Raw genomic sequence first — 15,050 nt, 5'->3', positions numbered from 1 at the left:
TTTATGTGGAAAATAGTATAAAGATTAGTTGTGCAAGGGGTGGGGTATGGGAGATTACACGAGAGAAATTAGAAAATTAATTGGAAATAGACTTTTCATTTTGGTTGGTTCTACAATAATCGTAAAAGACCATGAAGAAAAAATCCTTTTACAGCATCGTTCAGATACTCTTGAATGGGGTTTGCCAGGTGGTGCAATGGAGCCTGGAGAAAGCCTTGAGGAGACAGCAAAAAGAGAATTGTTCGAAGAAACAGGATTAATTGCCGAAAAATATAAACACATTGATACATTATCTGGTAAGGAACTTTACTATAAATATCCAAATGGTGATGAAGTCTATAATGTGATCGCGTTATTTATAGCAAGTGAAATAAGTGGTGAGTTAAAAGCAAACGATGATGAAAGCTTAGACCTTCGATTCTTTTCAAAAGAAGAAATTCCAAACAATTTGGATGAAAGGGCAAGGATTATTATAGAGAAGCATTTGAGGTAAGGGGTAAATAAATGAACCAATTTGACAATTTTGAAGAGTACGAGGAACCAGACCTTTATGACCAAGAAAACGATTCTTTCCAAGAGGACGTGAATTTTTTACAAAAATGGGCTACAAAAGTGAGCGGTCCAATCATTGATTTAGCGTGTGGAACAGGACGAGCAACCATACCCCTTGCGGAAACCGCTATCCACGAATTGCCGCCAAATGATCTATGTATGCAGAAAGAATACAAATAGTGAATAGAAGTATAGTGGGTTATTCCGTCAGTTCTTTCGGATTAGGTATATTAGTATGTGCTATTCTCTATCCACTTGGATTCATAGAATCTAAAACTGTTTTTAACACAATGAATATTACTGGACTTGCGTTCGTCATTATTGGAAGTTTCATCAGAACTTCTAAAAAGGAAGTGCCAAAATGGTCGTCACGAAAAAATTAGCACAAGCCTTAGAAACATCTGAAATCGAAGTGTTGAAATCAAGACTAACGGCGATCCAAGCAATCGAAGGAAATCCAATGGGCGTCGAAATTGAACAGTTCGGAAAGGCAACAGCCTTTTCAGTTAAGTACATTCCAGGGCCTTCTTTCAATACGGTAAAGGGCCTATCAAATGGAGATGAAACATTCATCGAACCAATCCTGCACTTTTACAAACAAAAGGACATTCCGGTTCGATTTGAACTTACACCCGGTCATGTTTCGTCGGAATTGCTTACGTACCTGAGTAACAAAGGACTGTATCATCATGACTTTCACACAACCCTTTATTCAGAGCTTTATCCATTATCAGAATCTGAAAACCTTTCTAAAATCACGATTCGTGAATTAAAAAAGGATGAGTTCGATTTGTATGCCGAAATGTATACAAAGGGATTTGGGATGCCTTCATTCTTAATAGAGGGTGTTGCTCAAAATAATCAAGTTCTTTACAACAATGAAAATTGGACATTCTTTCTTGCAAGCATTGAGGATGAACCTGCTGGAATTGGGGTTTTATTTTCAAGAAATGGCATTGGTACCCTCGCATCCGCGACGACCTTACCGGAATTTCGTAATCAGGGTATTCAAACAGCACTAATTAAGCAGCGCATGCAAACAGCACTGGAACAGGGTTGTAGGATAATTGTAGGTCAGGCAATATTTGGCTCAGTCAGCCAAAATAACATGGAACGAGCAGGCATGAGAATAGGGTATACAAAAGCAATTTGGAAAATGAACTAAGGGAGAGATGAAAATGGCAAGAGTTGTAGGTTTTGAAATTAGCAGTCAAGATCCTGAAAAAGCAGTTCAGTTTTATTCAACCGTTTTAGAATGGGAAATGGGAGAGCCGAATTGGGGGTTTTGGCCCGTTAAAAATACTGATTCAGCAGAAATTCAAGGCGGAATAAGCAAAGGTCCCCATGATTATCCGCACGGCACCAGAATTCAGATTGAAGTTGATTCGATTGAAGATACAATCACGAAAGCTGTCGATAATGGAGCGCTGATTGTTCGTGAAAAAATGGAATTCGATGAGTTTTATTTAGCATATTTAGTCGATCCAACTGGAGTAGGTTTTGGGCTTGTTGAGAGAAAATAAAAAGAAAAGTTGGCGTGCAATTTTCAGAGAAAAGGCAGAGGTATTGAGGCTAAAGGAATACATCATGAATCTGATTTTAGGAATCGGAATTCTTTTGGTCATTCTTTTTATTTATGAAGGGGAAGTGTATTGGCAACCGGTTTTACCGGTAGTTATAGTCGCGACGATCGTACATTCAATTTTTCTTTTCTTTAAATGGAATTGGAAAATCTAATCGTTCATATTTAGAAAATGCCGCAATACATTAGAGCTTACTAGTGTATTGCGGTATTTTTAGTTTTTTTCGATCCTACTAAAATAGGGACCACATAAACCTGATTCGTGTGTAATGACGAAAGTCCACTGAAAATGTTTATCCACAACATAAACATCAACTTCGTCCCCTAAATCACTTGTGTTCATTTTTGCTGCATGTTCAACAAGAAGCGCATAGTCCCAATGCTGGTAGAAAATATAGCATTCACTTTTTGGTTCATTGTTAAAAGCGTCTTCAGCAACTGTTTCATCAAAATACTCCTTTTTTTCGTAACTAAACAAATGCCACAAATAACCGTTGCTGGAATTTAAATGAATAGCTTTCTTTTCATATTCTCTAAGGTGCCCTGCAAAATGGGATTCCCACTCGCTCCGTAAGTAGGAGCCCCATTTTGGAAGTTCCCGTACCTTCATATTTTTATTTCTTAATCTATTGAAAATGTCCATTAAACGTATCACTCCAATTATTAAGCCCCTCATGCTTATGCAACTTCCATAAAAGGACAAGAAACATAATCTCCATAATGAGACCTACCGGAATTGTGAAAAATAAGTACCCTGCCATAATGTTAGTAGAAAAATTCATTGCAAAGGTATGTGAAAACGTGATGAGCAGCATGACTGGCATATAAATCTTAAATGTTTGCGCGCTTCGTCTGGCTAAAAAGTCATCATTGGTTGCTTTGACAACCTCCATGATCAATTGAAAGACAAAGAAAACAAGTATCAATTTTAAAATTTCAAGTAAGGATGTATAGTAATCCAAAAGAGAAATACCAACATAGGATCCAAATTCGTTACCAGTCGCATTCTGCTGGATAAACACTGTCGGAATGCTGATAATGATTAGGCCAATTAACAGCTTTTTAAGTTTGTTACCAATGCGGCTTTCAGCTGGTACAGCAGCTATTCCTGAAAAAATAAGATAATATCCGATTGGTTCTGGCAAAATATCAACTATGAACAAATGGATTTCAAGTAAAATAAAAATATAGCCCCAAAATACTCGCTTAAAATTCATTGTTCTCACCGCTCTCTTTAGCCTTGATGATTCGATTAATTGCTTCCTGGTCTAGGTAAGGATAATCGATAATCGGAAGTTCCCTCACGAATTTTTCACCTGATTTTGTTTTTCCAAAAAGTTTGATACTAAATTGAAAATAGCTATCCCGTTCAGGGTTGAATTGCATCAAGAAACGAATCCATTCATTTTGTTTAAGATGAAGCGGGAGTAAGTCCTCATTTAGTAAAACACCAGGCAAGTCACTCCACTCCTTATCTCGTTCCTCATCAAACCATGTTGGTGGATTAGCACCAGTCATAAGTTTTTCAAGTTCATTCAATCTATCTTGTTCAAGATCAACCTTCATAAGGATGTCATCAGATAATTCGTCGGCAAAAGGAAATTCGATTTTTTCAATCGTAATTGGCTGTAAAGCAACCATTGATTCCTCTTCACGATGCTGGTTACTGCCCGAACTTATTCGGGTCTCTAACACATTTGGATTCTCCGTACTTTTATGAAGAATGACCTTGCCGATATTCGCTTGAACAGTTTTACCATCCGATAAATGAACCTCCATTTCTGAAAACGATAGAGGACCGTCACCCTCAAATTCAGTCGGTAATGAAACATAAACAGATTTTAAATAATGGTGGATATATTCCTGTTCAAATTGAGGTGCTTGCGACTCCCACATAAAACCAACATTTGAATCGGCATAGGCTTCTACTCCATCAATTCGTACAAAATTGACATATGATGGGTCCGATTTATTTGTTAAATAATAGAAGGCAAGTGCGGTCTCATCGTCTTCATTCATAGTGAGTTCATAAAAATGCTCCAAAAATATGGGTGCATCCAACTGCTTGGATTGGAAATAAAGATAATTGCCGATATAGCTAAGGATGATAATTAAAATACCCGCCCAGAATATTTTTTCCTTCAAATAAAAACCCCCAATTCTAAAAATCTCTAACTCTATTTTACCATTTGACAATGGAATATTTTTTGTGAATTTCAAGTTTTTTGAAAATGTGAGATAATGGAATAAAAATACAGACCGTTTTATTTCATCTGGAGGAAAAGGGGGAGTAGCGACAATGTTTTACGATAGTTTCAGTACCGTCATTTATATGTTGCTGATTTGGTGGGGCGTGTTTCTTGTTTTTCAACGGATCAATAACCGCTATCCAAAGAGCAATCCGTGGAAGAAGGATATCATTCTTACGTTCATACAATCTTTAGTCGTCACGCTTTTAATTCCATTTATTGTAATGTTAGTTAGATTATCCTAGCTTAGAGTAGGAGTCATTTTCTTCGGAAAGCGACTCCTTTTTCATATTAATTTTGAAAAAGTGCGATAACTTCGAAGCGAGAACGTCTAATGGTATAGATGGCAAAATAAATTGGGGAGAAAATTTGGATATGAGAGAGAAAGAAATCATCTCAGATTGGTTTCATCAATATAGCGATGACATCTACAATTTCCTGTTGTATCGAGTAGGAAAAGCAGATGTGGAGGATTTGGTCCAGGAGGTTTTTATAAGGGCGATGAAGGGTCTTCATGCTTTTAAAGGAAACTCTAATCCAAGAACCTGGCTTTACAGTATTGCCAGGAACATTGCAATTGATGAAATCAGAAGTAGAAATCGAAACAAATGGAGAACGATTTTGTCTTTTGATTCCAGTCACGAACCAAGGACGGATGAAACACCAGAGCAGCTTCTTCAATTATCAGAAGAAAATAGAGCGATATTTGAGGCCATTCAATCCTTAAAATCTAGTTATCGTGATGTGATTGTACTAAGAGGAGTAAAGGGGTTTTCCGTTCAGGAAACGGCTGAAATATTACAATGGAGCGAAAACAAAACGCGGTCAACCTATCATCGAGCCAAAATGGCCCTGCAGCAACGGGTGGGAGGTGCTACACATGAATGATCATTTGGAAAATCAATTACGTTCCTTGCCAACAGCAACACTTGGGTTTGAAAACAAGAGAAGGATACATGATAGATTAATGAACTACGAGGAACATCCTGTACAAAAAACATGGAAAAAGATGAAATGGGCTTTACCCACTATTGGGAGTCTAGTAGTAGTTGCTTTATTAGCCTTTTACATTTGGACCTTGCCACAAAAACCATTCTCACATCAAGCTTTTTTAGCTGAAGAACAAATCGCGGAAATACAGGAACTTCAAGAGATTGAGAGAAAGATTAAACTTCCAACATATGCACCTTTTGAGGTACATGAGGTTGAATTTATGGAACAATACTTAGGACCTCAATCTATAGAGGATGGTGAACTTAAACAATTAGAACTCGATAATCCAAAGTTTCATGTTCAAAATATTAGCTACCTATCATTTAATAAACCTTTTAAGAGTATACATCTAATACTTGCAGATAGCTCAGTAGAGAGTGTAAATACAAAGGGATATGAAACCATTCAATTAAATAATGGTATTACTGCTTATTATATGTTTAACGGAAATGCCCAAATGCTTTTTTGGATTGATGATGGCGTCAATTATACCCTAAATATTTTCGTGGAAAATAAAGAAAAAACAAGCTTAAGAAAAGAACCGTTCCCAAAAGAAGAAATGATCAAAATCGCTGAGTCATTCAGAGTTTATAAAAAGTAAATCTGTTAAAAAGGGGGATGATTTTTTGTACTTACTTTTAATAGCCTTATATGCAATTGGTATTGGGGCGGTAGGCTGTGCAATCTTTATGTTCATGGTGCAGAAAGATAAAAAGAAGGCATTTGTAATTGGAATCATCGGGCTTCTTATCATTATAGGTGTCATGGTATCGAATAAACTACGTCCGTCCTATGAAAAAGAAAGTTCTATTTTGGTTGAGGAAACAGCTGTTACAAATGAAAAAAATAATAAAGGACTATTCGCGTGCAACGTGAATGACCCATATACAACGTTCCAGTATTTTGACGAAAGTAAAGACAAAACCGAGGAATTTTGTTCGCAGTTTAAAGTGGGTGAAAGGTATGAGATAAAATACCGCTTTAAATCAGGGACATATACAATACTAGAGGTAAAATAACGGTCCAGACAAAAGGCATTTGGCAAACTCCCAAATGCCTTGAAAATTTTACAACCTCCACGTAAACCATCTTCCATGTCCTTCGGTTTCACCGACGACATGTTTATACTCTTTTCCATTCAAATAATAATCCAGATGAAGGTCACGGTCTTGAATATTATTATACAGATGAAAGATCTCGCGTTCAGCTCCAATACGTTGAACCTGACCTAGCAAGCTCGTTTTCACATCCGTTGGCATTTGGTTAGCTACATGCGTGTGAAAAACACATATTGCGTACTCCTTTGGAATTTCTTCTGAAAGATCCCGGAGCAATTCAACTCCATTTCCTTCAATCAACCGTAACTCATTTACCCTCACACATTCGGCTGCTTTTTCAAATAGCTCACGTCTTTCATGGTGTTCTGGCCAAATGAGAGCTTTCAGCCAAAGGGCATTGTCATCATCTCTAACATCAATAGGATGAAGATCGATGCCAATGCGAGCAGCCACTGGAGGAATGAAATCCTGTAGATGTGGTGTTTTTTCTCCCTTAATCTCTGCGGTAATATGTAGCGCAGAATTCTTATTTCCGTATACTTTATGTGTTCCATAGGAGTAGCTGTATTGATCCCATAACAATTGCACCCCAGCACTCGTCCCAATTTCAATTAAAGCTAAGGGTTTCTTTACAATATCGTAAATAAATTGAAAGGTCGGAAAGAGATAGGAACAACGTCTAACCTCATTTGTTTGAACCAATTTTTCCTGCAAAAGCCGAATGATTTCATCAGAAAATTGAACACAAAACTCTTTAAAAGGTAAAAAGGATTCCTCCACTTGCCGAGGAGTGCTCACAATGCTAGGATAAAACTCTTTAAGATGATGGTCTTTTCCTTTTAATAAAAGATATTGAACGGCACCGAATAAAAGATTGGATGAGGGCTGACCTATCCTTGCATGCGTAGCTAAATCAAGAATGTCGTCATCCTCTGCAATTTTTAAAGAAAGAAATTCATATAATCTGCTTGAGCCCTTACACTCGGTGATGGCAAAGTTTCTAAATTTAATAGACTGCGAGTTTTTCATCTGTTTTCCTCCCAAATTTTTTATGAACTTGACCCTCAAACCAAGATAAGCCCAGCCGAATTATGTAGGGAAAGGTTTGGTGGGATACATGAACGAACATGCTATTAAGTTTAGTTATGATGAAATCGACCAACTTATTGAAGCAATGGATAAAGATGTATGGAAAGATATAAATTGGAAATTTGTAACTGAAGAAGAAATGGAATCTTTATTGAGTAACCCCTAGCTTAGAAGCCTAGGGGATTTTATTTTTTAAAAAGATGCTGGTTCCCAATCCAATTCTTCACCTTCAATTAAATGTATCAGTTCATTTTCATCAAGGATAAAATACTTTCCATCCTCTATTCGGATATCTTCCTCTGAAAAGGTCAGGGTATGCTGCCTATCATTTGTGTAAATCATCATAATGAAATCAATACCTGGGGTAGCTGAATTTGATTTTTTCAATAACATTCCTGAAGGCAAGCTTGAAAATTTTTCTATAAGTTGTTGATCAATTATGGTCGCTTGTTCCCGTGAAAGTTCCTGATTTTCATCATTTACAGCCCGCAAAATTTCAATTTTAGAAACTTCCACCACATCTAGCATTTCATTTAATTCCTCACCAAAAGTAGTTTGAGTAAGTTTTTCGTCTATAAAAAAGATCCCCCAAGTAAAAACGACACCCACAATTATTAGAAGTAAGGACAACCGATACTTCTTACCCTCTACATACTTCCATTCCATGAAGGCTTGAAATCCCCAATGCAGGATGATCACTACAATTAAAAACCATTTTAAGATAGCTGTATCAGTATAATCGATTATAAAAATGCCAATCATAGCCGGGATCAAAATGATCAAACTACCTACTCGATATTTCACACTTCCATCTGACTTCATCACGTCATAACCCGGTTCTAATTTTTTTCCTATTAATCTATCAAGAACTCCAAGAAGGCTTAACAAAAGTGCCAATATGATAACCATTCAACTCTCCTCCTGATAAAAGCAGGTTCTTTAGTCCATTATATGAATGTATGGGTAAATATTCCAGAAAAAGTTAAGCGTAATTTTTGTATAAATCAACCTAGCATGTCAAAATAAAATGGAATAGAAAAGACTGTGAAGATCATGAATGAGGAGTGGACGACATGAGTTCCCTTTTTAAAAGAGATATAAAAAATCATTGGTACGTAAAATACAACAATAATGGCTATCCACATGTACAGCAAGGTTTTGTGTTGCCCCCGAATCGGTTTGAGGAATTTGATCCGTTTTTAATTATGGCAGAGGATTGGTTTAAACGTGGGACGTTTTCGGACCATCCACATCGTGGTTTCCAAACAATCACATATGTCATCGACGGTAGATTGGAACATATCGACAACCATGGCGGTCATTCGGTGTTAGAGGCTGGTGACGTCCAGTATATGAATGCGGGTAGCGGGGCAAGACATGCTGAGGAAGCTGTTGACAATGACATCGCACATACACTTCAGCTTTGGTTGAACCTGCCACGATCATTAAAAAACACGAAGACATCTTATCAAAATGTTTACCTAGAGGATGTTCCATGTGTTAAAGTCAAAGGTGGGGAATTAAAGGTTTACTCTGGTGAAATCGCAGGTGTTAAAGGACCGATGAATAGTTTTGTGCCCATTACTATGACGGAGATTTCGCTAACAAAAGGAGCAACCTATAAACATATTTTACCTGAAAATCATAATGCTTTTGTTTACATGCTTTCTGGTGAGTTAGAGCTGGGTGAAAGTAAGACAAGCTTGAAAAAAACAGGGGCAGCTACACTTACCTTCAACGAAAATGGTAAAAATGAAAGCGAATTTAACATACACGCAAACAGTCGCGCCAAAATCCTTGTTTATTCAGGTGTCCCATTAAGGGAAGAGATTGTGGCATATGGTCCATTTGTATTGAACTCAATGGAAGAAGTCCAACAAGCCTATCGCGACTTCCATGCAGGAAAATTCGGCCCACCGGCAGTATAAAGGAGATTACCAATAATGGCGAATGAAGTAATAGTGTACACGACAAATGATTGTGTCGAATGTACGTTTGTAAAAAAGGTTCTTACTGAAAATGGGATTCCATTTGACGTTCGAAACATTGCAGAAAATGAAGTTTACCAACAGGAAGTGGAACGCTACGGATTCCTAGGTGTACCGGTAACAGTCGTAGGCGAACGTGCTGTAAAAGGGTTCACTCCTGAACTAATTGAATTGTTGAAGCCATTGAAACAGGATTGAAATGGTAAAAGTAGGGGAAACTATAAAGTAAATCACATCTCAAAGCTAAAAGGAATAAAATATTGAATCAAAATCAATAGGTGAACCCATGAAAAAAATTTTAAGCTGGGCAAAGAACTTAAAAAAACAAATATATATCCTATACTTTGCATATAAGGATGCTCGAGTTCCTTGGTATGCAAAGCTTTTTACAGCCGGGGTGGTGGCCTATACATTCAGTCCCATCGACCTCATTCCAGATTTCATACCCATCCTTGGATACTTGGATGAAGTCATTCTTGTCCCAATTGGAATCATGTTTGCCATGAAGATGATCCCAAAGGCTGTTATTGTGGACTGTGAAGTAAAAGCAGAGGAATTAATGCAAAATGGCAAACCGAAAAATTGGGTTGCAGGTGCGCTAATTCTTCTACTCTGGGCACTCTTATTCATCTGGATTGCCATAAAAGCATATCAATATTTTCAGTGAACCTGCATTTTTCGAGTGAATGCAGGTTTTGTTTTTTGAAAAAGGATAGAAAAAATTTATTTCTGATAAAACAAATATAAAGACGACCAAAAAGAATAATTGACGATGGGACCTCTGCGAACCACCAAAAAAGCGCTCCCACTTATCAAATTATTATGATTAATTTTACTCTTACCTGATGTTTATGCTGTTTTTACGTGGTATAATGATAAAGTGAAGAATTAGAGTTTAATAAGTATGAGTTCTTCCTTTGAGCTTAATAAAAGAGGCAAGATGGATTGTCGGATTCCTGTGATCCTCTGGATGAACTTCTCACTTTTACTCAGCAATTAAATAGCCTATAATTATCATATAATATTGAATTATTAATCTAAAAAATTGTCATTCTGATATGGCGAAGATTAAGTTGAAAAAAGAGGTTGTCCGACAATGGCGTGTCTGATTTTGTGACCGCATTCATCTTTTTGTCTAAATTTTATGAAGAAAAGGTTGATAAACATGAGCAACATAGAAACTAAAACAGATGTCATTTTAATTGGCGCTGGGATTATGAGTGCGACATTAGGAACACTCTTGAAGGAATTAGCGCCTGAATGGAACATTACCGTTTTTGAAAAGCTCGACAAGCCAGGAGAGGAAAGCTCTCACGAAATGAATAATGCTGGGACAGGGCATGCTGCACTGTGCGAGCTCAACTACACCGTTGAAAAACCAGACGGAACATTAGATATTAAAAAGGCAATTAATGTGAATGAACAATTCCAAGTTTCCAAGCAATTTTGGGCATATCTTGTAAAGAACAATCTCATTCGCAACCCGCAAGATTTTATCATGCCACTTCCACATATAAGTATGGTGCAAGGTGAAAAGGACGTCGCTTTTTTAAAGAAACGTTTTGAAGCGCTCTCAAAAGTTCCGTTGTTTAAGGGAATGGAATATTCCGATGATCCTTCCACATTAATGGAATGGATACCACTTATTGTGAAAGATCGCACATCCACTGAGCCAATCGCAGCTACTAAAGCGGACGCAGGAACGGATGTTAACTTCGGGAATTTAACTCGCATGTTATTTGACCATTTGAAAAATAAAGATGTAAAAATTAATTACAACCACAGTGTCAAAGATGTAAAACGTTCAAGTGATGGCTTATGGGATTTAAAGGTAAAAAACCAAGCTACTGGCGCGGTTGAACATCATAAGGCAAAATTTGTCTTCATCGGAGGTGGAGGTGGAAGTCTTCACTTACTCCAAAAATCAGGCATCCCTGAAGGAAGACATATTGGTGGATTCCCAGTGAGCGGAATTTTCATGGTCTGTAATAATCCTGAAGTGATTGAAAAGCATCACGCAAAAGTATACGGAAAAGCAAAGGTCGGTGCGCCACCTATGTCTGTTCCACATCTTGATACAAGATACATCAACAATAAGAAATCATTGTTGTTTGGACCATTTGCGGGCTTCTCTCCGAAATTTTTAAAAACAGGTTCAAACCTAGATTTAATCACATCTGTAAAACCTGATAATTTGTTAACGATGCTAGCTGCTGGTGTAAAAGAAATGGCATTAACTAAATACTTAATCCAGCAAGTCATGTTAACGAAGGAACAGCGTATGGAAGAACTACGTGAATTCATCCCGAATGCGAAGAGCGAAGATTGGGATTTGGTGGTGGCTGGTCAACGTGTTCAGGTAATCAAAGACACTGAAGCTGGCGGCAAAGGAACGCTCCAATTTGGTACTGAAGTCATAACGGCAGCTGACGGCTCAATTGCAGCTTTACTAGGCGCATCACCAGGTGCATCAACTGCTGTTCATGTTATGCTCGAAGTGATTAAAAAGTGCTTCCCAGAGCATATGTTAGAATGGGAGCCAAAAATCAAAGACATGATTCCTTCATTTGGGCTATCCCTCATGGAGCATCCAGAACTTCTTGAAAAGATCAATGCATCTTCAGGAGAGGCTCTTGGTTTAATCGAAAAAAAAGCAATAGTAGAAAAGGAATTTGTCCTAAATTAATCATGAAAAAATAAGAACCTTCAATCTCGATTGGGATTGGAGGTTTTTTAATGTAAAAAAATCGGACCACTAGCAGTCCGATTTTTGAATTTAACTTAATTTAAATTGATCTTTAGCGTACCTAAATCAATTTTTTCGTTACCATTTTTATACGTAGGCTTCACCTGGATAAACTTCGGTGGATTTTTACTATCAATATCAAATATTATTTTAGAATTTGAAACGGTATTTAGGGATAATTTTTCACCTTGGTCAGAAATAATTTCAAAATATAAGTTTTCACCCTCAATACCAGCTGTTTCTAACTCTTCATAAGTTAAAATTGCGTTGGTTTTACCAATGTTAATATCATTGAAATGGACGCTATATTCCTTGTTTGAAGAGAATAGGGTTCGATTTAATTCAATCTCTCGAGATGGCAATTTATCGACGGAAAGGTTAAAAGACCACTCCCCTTGAACCCCAGCCATATGTGTGAATGTAATCGGGAGCGTTAACTCTCCCGGATTTTTCTCATTTGGATTTTCCAAAATCATCGCACCGAAGTACTCATTACCTCGTCTTGATAATGTCCCGTTGGTACCACCCCAGCCAGATGTATCTTTCCCATCAAACATCTTATACGAATACCCTGACTCAGGACCTGTTTCTCCTCCGAATGTATCAGATAAGTTTTCACCAGATGCTTTAAAGGTTAAACCAACATAGGAACCATCATAAAAAATCGATGTGATGCTGATTTTGACCCCATTGTTTTCAGCGGTTTCATTGATTTCTGTAATAAGTTGATCGGCTGCTAAATTCTGACCGATTGGCATTTGATAATTTTCGTAAATACCTCCTATAATCGGAACCTGCGCTAAAACCTGATTAACAGGTGAAAAAATAAATCCTGACACAAGGAGTACAGCAGCAGCCCCAGATGTAATAAAGGAAGTGCGTTTTAAAGGCTTTATGTATTTTCTGTTTCGGCGGAGTCTTTCCCCTCGTTCAATCCCTTTTTCAATTGCCGAATGTAATTCTTGTGTTGGAATTTCCATCTCGTTAAATAAATCTTTTTCCATAATACTCAGCCCCTAACGTTTTTCTTAATTCTACTTTTGCTCGACGTAAATACGTTTTGATCGTAGATTGTGGCTTATCAAGAACTGTAGAAATCGTTCGAATCGGTAAATCATAATAATAGAAAAGTAGGATTGCATTTCGATAGTTCGTATTTAGCGACTCAAGTGCCTCTGATAAATCGATTGACAGGTTCAACTCAGGGGCTTGACTTGATTCAATGAGATAATCTAATGCCTCATCCGGTAGCTGTACCACCTTCTTTTTACGTGCAAGTTCTTTGTAGGCTGTTCGCATTAAGATTTTCACTAGCCATGTACTGAAAAAAGCAGGAGATTTGAGCTGGTGTATGGAAATATAAGCCTTATAGGTAGCTTCCTGTATAACATCCAGTGCATCTTCTTTGTTCCGCATATGAAGATAGGCAATTTTATATAATTTTTCACTTTCAAATTTAATAAGTTGTTCAAATGCTTGTTTGTTACCAGCAATGGCCAACTCAACTAATTTCGTAGAATTCGACATTAGCTAACCTCCTTTCAACTATTAGAGGCATGGAATGTAATAAAAGGTTTCAAAAAAATATGTGTACCTAGTAATATAACATTTTGTCGAAAAAAATACTTATTAATAACTGTCATTATGTAAAGGAAGAACTCTTCATTTGTTGAATTTAATAGGATGGTAAAAACATTTTTAACTAAAAAGGGGAACTCACATGAAGATTAAGCTTGTGGATGTAACAGAGGATAATTTTTTTGATGTTATCAAGTTAAAGTCTGATGAAAATCAAGAAAAATATTTTCAAATCTATGAAAGATGGGTTGGGTCAAATGCCTATTTTCTGGCAGTATGCCAAACATTCGGTTTTACCCCAAAAGCAATCTATGATGATGAAACACTAATTGGGTTTGCTTCCCATGGATTTCAAAAAGAAACTGAGCGGTATGAATTAATAAGTATGATGATAGGACATCAGTTTCAAGGGAAAGGGTATGGCACTCCTGTCTTACAAGCAATTATTGAGGATATGGTTAATACCTATCAATGTCATGAAATCTATTTATCTGTCATCTATAATAATGAACGAGCAATACGAATTTATGAAAAAGCAGGTTTTACTCCAACCGGAGAGGTGGAACAAGGCCATCATCCAGAGCCTATCTACTGTTTAAAAGTAAAGTAATAAAAATGGGGCTGTCCAATGAGCTGATTTCTTGGACAACCCTTTTTTTATAAATCAAATGCTTTCGAATATTGCACGACACCTTGGACAGTCTCCAGTGATCCTTCAGCTAATTCTAAAGCCATAAATACCTCATTTGGTACAGCAAACGGAGCCTTTGTATTCCACAGATTCGCTTGCTTGAAGCCAAATCGTGGATAATAATCTTTATGCCCTAGGACAATAACAGATTGATAACCAAGTTCTTTGGCTTTCTCAAGTGCAGCCCAGATCAATTGGCTTCCAATTCCTCTGTGCTGATAGTCTGGCGTGATTGAAACAGGTGCAAGCGCCAAAGATTCAACTGAACAGCCTTCATCTACGATCTGAATCTTTGAAAGGAGTATATGCCCTACAATCTCATCATCTTGCTTTACGGCAACCAATGAAAGCTCTGATATAAAAGCATCTGACTTTCGAATCCGGTTCACCAGAAAATGCTCCGTCTTATCACTGTATTCTTCATTTAAAAAAGCATTTTTAACAACATCCTCAGTTTTTTGATAATCCTCAGGTGTTTCTTGTCGTATTAAAATTTCCATTTAGAGTCTCCTACTCAAGGGTAT

At 37.2% G+C, this 15,050-nt stretch carries 23 protein-coding genes; 15 read left to right on the top strand and 8 right to left on the bottom strand.

Annotated elements, in window-relative coordinates; genetic code table 11:
* The first annotated feature begins 46 nt into the window (after positions 1 to 46).
* The 5 genes from RGU12_RS19610 to RGU12_RS19590 all read left to right on the top strand — a co-directional run bounded on the left by RGU12_RS19610 (position 47) and on the right by RGU12_RS19590 (position 2,289).
* Positions 47 to 493 (top strand): NUDIX hydrolase, encoded by a 447-nt coding sequence (locus tag RGU12_RS19610; protein WP_309537534.1) that lies wholly within the window; start codon positions 47 to 49, stop codon positions 491 to 493.
* 11 nt (positions 494 to 504) lie between these two features.
* Positions 505 to 732, top strand: coding sequence for a class I SAM-dependent methyltransferase (locus RGU12_RS19605; protein WP_309537533.1), 228 nt, complete (start codon positions 505 to 507; stop codon positions 730 to 732).
* A 181-nt stretch (positions 733 to 913) separates the two neighbouring features.
* The gene (locus RGU12_RS19600) at positions 914 to 1,717 is read left to right on the top strand and encodes a GNAT family N-acetyltransferase (RefSeq protein WP_309537532.1); all 804 of its coding nucleotides are present in this window, start codon (positions 914 to 916) and stop codon (positions 1,715 to 1,717) included.
* Positions 1,718 to 1,730: 13 nt separating this feature from the next.
* Positions 1,731 to 2,075, top strand: a complete 345-nt coding sequence (locus RGU12_RS19595; RefSeq protein ID WP_309537531.1) for a VOC family protein — start codon at positions 1,731 to 1,733, stop codon at positions 2,073 to 2,075.
* On the top strand, positions 2,059 to 2,289 hold the full coding sequence (locus RGU12_RS19590; protein ID WP_309537530.1) for a hypothetical protein: 231 nt from the start codon (positions 2,059 to 2,061) through the stop codon (positions 2,287 to 2,289). Before RGU12_RS19595 ends, RGU12_RS19590 begins: the two co-directional genes overlap by 17 nt.
* 59 nt (positions 2,290 to 2,348) lie before the next feature.
* Here the strand turns inward: RGU12_RS19590 and RGU12_RS19585 are convergent, their stop codons facing one another.
* From RGU12_RS19585 to RGU12_RS19575, 3 genes are read right to left on the bottom strand one after another with little or no spacing between them, the layout of a single operon-like run.
* Complete coding sequence (locus RGU12_RS19585) at positions 2,349 to 2,777, bottom strand: DUF4275 family protein (RefSeq protein ID WP_309537529.1); 429 nt, start codon at positions 2,775 to 2,777, stop codon at positions 2,349 to 2,351.
* Positions 2,761 to 3,351: a hypothetical protein gene (locus RGU12_RS19580; RefSeq protein WP_309537528.1), complete on the bottom strand. Its 591-nt coding sequence runs from the start codon at positions 3,349 to 3,351 to the stop codon at positions 2,761 to 2,763. The genes RGU12_RS19585 and RGU12_RS19580 overlap by 17 nt, the downstream gene beginning before the upstream one ends.
* Complete coding sequence (locus tag RGU12_RS19575; protein ID WP_309537527.1) at positions 3,341 to 4,279, bottom strand: hypothetical protein; 939 nt, start codon at positions 4,277 to 4,279, stop codon at positions 3,341 to 3,343. Before RGU12_RS19575 ends, RGU12_RS19580 begins: the two co-directional genes overlap by 11 nt.
* A gap of 154 nt (positions 4,280 to 4,433) precedes the next feature.
* On the opposite strand from RGU12_RS19575, the gene RGU12_RS19570 reads away from it, so the two are divergent.
* The 4 genes from RGU12_RS19570 (at position 4,434) to RGU12_RS19555 (ending at position 6,395) form a co-directional block, all read left to right on the top strand.
* Positions 4,434 to 4,628, top strand: coding sequence for a hypothetical protein (locus RGU12_RS19570; RefSeq protein WP_309537526.1), 195 nt, complete (start codon positions 4,434 to 4,436; stop codon positions 4,626 to 4,628).
* Between the two features lie 130 nt (positions 4,629 to 4,758).
* Entirely contained in the window at positions 4,759 to 5,271 is a 513-nt protein-coding gene (locus RGU12_RS19565) for an RNA polymerase sigma factor (protein WP_309537525.1), read from the top strand.
* Positions 5,264 to 5,977, top strand: coding sequence for a DUF4367 domain-containing protein (locus tag RGU12_RS19560; RefSeq protein WP_309537524.1), 714 nt, complete (start codon positions 5,264 to 5,266; stop codon positions 5,975 to 5,977). Before RGU12_RS19565 ends, RGU12_RS19560 begins: the two co-directional genes overlap by 8 nt.
* A gap of 25 nt (positions 5,978 to 6,002) precedes the next feature.
* Positions 6,003 to 6,395: a hypothetical protein gene (locus RGU12_RS19555; RefSeq protein ID WP_309537523.1), complete on the top strand. Its 393-nt coding sequence runs from the start codon at positions 6,003 to 6,005 to the stop codon at positions 6,393 to 6,395.
* 48 nt (positions 6,396 to 6,443) lie between these two features.
* On the opposite strand, the gene RGU12_RS19550 is transcribed toward RGU12_RS19555, so the two are convergent.
* Positions 6,444 to 7,463 carry a DUF2332 domain-containing protein gene (locus tag RGU12_RS19550; protein WP_309537522.1) on the bottom strand — a complete coding sequence of 340 codons (1,020 nt, stop codon included), beginning with the start codon at positions 7,461 to 7,463 and terminating at the stop codon, positions 6,444 to 6,446.
* Between the two features lie 88 nt (positions 7,464 to 7,551).
* Between RGU12_RS19550 and RGU12_RS19545 the strand changes: the two genes are divergently transcribed.
* Positions 7,552 to 7,689 (top strand): hypothetical protein, encoded by a 138-nt coding sequence (locus tag RGU12_RS19545; RefSeq protein ID WP_309537521.1) that lies wholly within the window; start codon positions 7,552 to 7,554, stop codon positions 7,687 to 7,689.
* Positions 7,690 to 7,715: 26 nt separating this feature from the next.
* Here RGU12_RS19545 and RGU12_RS19540 read toward each other — a convergent pair whose 3' ends face one another.
* Positions 7,716 to 8,432, bottom strand: coding sequence for a DUF4181 domain-containing protein (locus RGU12_RS19540; RefSeq protein ID WP_309537520.1), 717 nt, complete (start codon positions 8,430 to 8,432; stop codon positions 7,716 to 7,718).
* A gap of 164 nt (positions 8,433 to 8,596) precedes the next feature.
* Between RGU12_RS19540 and RGU12_RS19535 the strand changes: the two genes are divergently transcribed.
* The 4 genes from RGU12_RS19535 (at position 8,597) to mqo (ending at position 12,197) form a co-directional block, all read left to right on the top strand.
* Positions 8,597 to 9,451 carry a pirin family protein gene (locus RGU12_RS19535; protein ID WP_309537519.1) on the top strand — a complete coding sequence of 285 codons (855 nt, stop codon included), beginning with the start codon at positions 8,597 to 8,599 and terminating at the stop codon, positions 9,449 to 9,451.
* A gap of 15 nt (positions 9,452 to 9,466) precedes the next feature.
* On the top strand, positions 9,467 to 9,709 hold the full coding sequence (locus tag RGU12_RS19530) for a glutaredoxin family protein (protein WP_309537518.1): 243 nt from the start codon (positions 9,467 to 9,469) through the stop codon (positions 9,707 to 9,709).
* An 88-nt stretch (positions 9,710 to 9,797) separates the two neighbouring features.
* Positions 9,798 to 10,178 carry a YkvA family protein gene (locus tag RGU12_RS19525; RefSeq protein WP_309537517.1) on the top strand — a complete coding sequence of 127 codons (381 nt, stop codon included), beginning with the start codon at positions 9,798 to 9,800 and terminating at the stop codon, positions 10,176 to 10,178.
* A 477-nt stretch (positions 10,179 to 10,655) separates the two neighbouring features.
* Positions 10,656 to 12,197, top strand: coding sequence for a malate dehydrogenase (quinone) (gene mqo, locus RGU12_RS19520; RefSeq protein ID WP_309537516.1), 1,542 nt, complete (start codon positions 10,656 to 10,658; stop codon positions 12,195 to 12,197).
* Between the two features lie 95 nt (positions 12,198 to 12,292).
* On the opposite strand, the gene RGU12_RS19515 is transcribed toward mqo, so the two are convergent.
* Together RGU12_RS19515 and RGU12_RS19510 are read right to left on the bottom strand one after the other, a co-directional pair.
* Positions 12,293 to 13,261 carry a DUF4179 domain-containing protein gene (locus tag RGU12_RS19515; RefSeq protein ID WP_309537515.1) on the bottom strand — a complete coding sequence of 323 codons (969 nt, stop codon included), beginning with the start codon at positions 13,259 to 13,261 and terminating at the stop codon, positions 12,293 to 12,295.
* Positions 13,242 to 13,784: a sigma-70 family RNA polymerase sigma factor gene (locus RGU12_RS19510; RefSeq protein WP_309537514.1), complete on the bottom strand. Its 543-nt coding sequence runs from the start codon at positions 13,782 to 13,784 to the stop codon at positions 13,242 to 13,244. The genes RGU12_RS19515 and RGU12_RS19510 overlap by 20 nt, the downstream gene beginning before the upstream one ends.
* A gap of 193 nt (positions 13,785 to 13,977) precedes the next feature.
* Between RGU12_RS19510 and RGU12_RS19505 the strand changes: the two genes are divergently transcribed.
* Positions 13,978 to 14,445: a GNAT family N-acetyltransferase gene (locus RGU12_RS19505; protein WP_309537513.1), complete on the top strand. Its 468-nt coding sequence runs from the start codon at positions 13,978 to 13,980 to the stop codon at positions 14,443 to 14,445.
* 47 nt (positions 14,446 to 14,492) lie between these two features.
* Here the strand turns inward: RGU12_RS19505 and RGU12_RS19500 are convergent, their stop codons facing one another.
* Positions 14,493 to 15,026 carry a GNAT family N-acetyltransferase gene (locus tag RGU12_RS19500; protein ID WP_309537512.1) on the bottom strand — a complete coding sequence of 178 codons (534 nt, stop codon included), beginning with the start codon at positions 15,024 to 15,026 and terminating at the stop codon, positions 14,493 to 14,495.
* Between the last annotated feature and the right edge of the window lie 24 nt (positions 15,027 to 15,050).

This window comes from Ferdinandcohnia sp. QZ13 (genome assembly GCF_031324165.1).
GTDB lineage: Bacteria > Bacillota > Bacilli > Bacillales > Bacillaceae_L > Ferdinandcohnia.
Note: the sequence above shows the minus strand (reverse complement) of the source record. Positions and strands in the feature narration are given on the sequence as shown.

Bases quoted from the DNA above. Each gene is read 5' to 3' on its own strand.
- RGU12_RS19610 (WP_309537534.1), top strand. From the start codon at position 47: ATGGGAGATTACACGAGAGAAATTAGAAAATTAATTGGAAATAGACTT.
- RGU12_RS19605 (WP_309537533.1), top strand. From the start codon at position 505: ATGAACCAATTTGACAATTTTGAAGAGTACGAGGAACCAGACCTTTAT.
- RGU12_RS19600 (WP_309537532.1), top strand. From the start codon at position 914: ATGGTCGTCACGAAAAAATTAGCACAAGCCTTAGAAACATCTGAAATC.
- RGU12_RS19595 (WP_309537531.1), top strand. From the start codon at position 1,731: ATGGCAAGAGTTGTAGGTTTTGAAATTAGCAGTCAAGATCCTGAAAAA.
- RGU12_RS19585 (WP_309537529.1), bottom strand. From the start codon at position 2,777: ATGGACATTTTCAATAGATTAAGAAATAAAAATATGAAGGTACGGGAA.
- RGU12_RS19580 (WP_309537528.1), bottom strand. From the start codon at position 3,351: ATGAATTTTAAGCGAGTATTTTGGGGCTATATTTTTATTTTACTTGAA.
- RGU12_RS19570 (WP_309537526.1), top strand. From the start codon at position 4,434: ATGTTTTACGATAGTTTCAGTACCGTCATTTATATGTTGCTGATTTGG.
- RGU12_RS19565 (WP_309537525.1), top strand. From the start codon at position 4,759: ATGAGAGAGAAAGAAATCATCTCAGATTGGTTTCATCAATATAGCGAT.
- RGU12_RS19560 (WP_309537524.1), top strand. From the start codon at position 5,264: ATGAATGATCATTTGGAAAATCAATTACGTTCCTTGCCAACAGCAACA.
- RGU12_RS19550 (WP_309537522.1), bottom strand. From the start codon at position 7,463: ATGAAAAACTCGCAGTCTATTAAATTTAGAAACTTTGCCATCACCGAG.
- RGU12_RS19545 (WP_309537521.1), top strand. From the start codon at position 7,552: ATGAACGAACATGCTATTAAGTTTAGTTATGATGAAATCGACCAACTT.
- RGU12_RS19540 (WP_309537520.1), bottom strand. From the start codon at position 8,432: ATGGTTATCATATTGGCACTTTTGTTAAGCCTTCTTGGAGTTCTTGAT.
- RGU12_RS19535 (WP_309537519.1), top strand. From the start codon at position 8,597: ATGAGTTCCCTTTTTAAAAGAGATATAAAAAATCATTGGTACGTAAAA.
- RGU12_RS19530 (WP_309537518.1), top strand. From the start codon at position 9,467: ATGGCGAATGAAGTAATAGTGTACACGACAAATGATTGTGTCGAATGT.
- RGU12_RS19525 (WP_309537517.1), top strand. From the start codon at position 9,798: ATGAAAAAAATTTTAAGCTGGGCAAAGAACTTAAAAAAACAAATATAT.
- mqo (WP_309537516.1), top strand. From the start codon at position 10,656: ATGAAGAAAAGGTTGATAAACATGAGCAACATAGAAACTAAAACAGAT.
- RGU12_RS19515 (WP_309537515.1), bottom strand. From the start codon at position 13,261: ATGGAAAAAGATTTATTTAACGAGATGGAAATTCCAACACAAGAATTA.
- RGU12_RS19510 (WP_309537514.1), bottom strand. From the start codon at position 13,784: ATGTCGAATTCTACGAAATTAGTTGAGTTGGCCATTGCTGGTAACAAA.
- RGU12_RS19505 (WP_309537513.1), top strand. From the start codon at position 13,978: ATGAAGATTAAGCTTGTGGATGTAACAGAGGATAATTTTTTTGATGTT.
- RGU12_RS19500 (WP_309537512.1), bottom strand. From the start codon at position 15,026: ATGGAAATTTTAATACGACAAGAAACACCTGAGGATTATCAAAAAACT.